Origin of the sequence: Megasphaera sp. AF13-6AC (assembly GCF_027685385.1) — a bacterium.
Lineage (GTDB): Bacteria > Bacillota > Negativicutes > Veillonellales > Megasphaeraceae > Megasphaera > Megasphaera micronuciformis.
Genome location: NZ_JAQCUN010000299.1, coordinates 1 through 699, shown reverse-complemented (window position 1 = coordinate 699; position 699 = coordinate 1). Strand labels below are relative to the sequence as shown.

Sequence of the window (699 nt, the reverse complement as noted above, 5' to 3'; positions counted from 1 at the left end):
CGGTCAATACCTTGACAGGTCCTATGGCTGCAGCTCGAGCTCAGTCGGCCGGTGTAGTTAAATCCGTTGCCGTCGGAGCGGGCAGCAACGTTAATGCCGGCGAAACGGTAGTGGTAGTGGAAGCGGAATAAGAGATGAATATACTACGGAGATTCCGCCGTGTTGCAGCAGCAATGACGGCGGCTTTCTGTTGTCTTACCGCTTTTTCGGTTCAGGCCGAAACCTTTATGTCCGTTAAGGATGTTCAACCGGGCATGACAGGGTATGCCAAGACGGTAGCTCACGGCAGAAAAATAGAAACCTTCCCGGTAGAAGTCCTGGGAATCATGAAAAATGCAGGCCCGTCGGGGGACTTGATTTTGGCTAAGTTCTCGGGGCCCCTCATAGAAGAATCGGGCGGTATTGCGCAGGGCATGTCGGGAAGTCCCGTATATATTAACGGAAAACTTGTCGGTGCCGTCGCTTACGGGTGGTCCTTTACCAAATCCCGGATGGGTATGATTACGCCCATTGAAGATATGGTAAAGCTCTGGAACGATCCGACAAAGGAAGAGATCCCCGAATTTAACGCCAGAGAAACGCAATTGGTACCTATTGCTACGCCCTTAATGGCTTCGGGATTCGATTCTCTTTCCATGCAGTGGATGAAGGACAAGTTGAAGTCCTACAACTTCCAACCTGTCGACACGGCCTCGGCAG

1 protein-coding gene is annotated in these 699 nt (G+C 51.6%); it reads left to right on the top strand.

Translation table 11 applies throughout. The features are described 5' to 3' along the window. Positions 1-134 precede the first annotated feature (134 nt). Positions 135-699, top strand: a 565-nt coding sequence (locus tag PGX78_RS08985) for a SpoIVB peptidase S55 domain-containing protein (RefSeq protein WP_333524049.1), incomplete at its 3' end; no start/stop codon positions are given.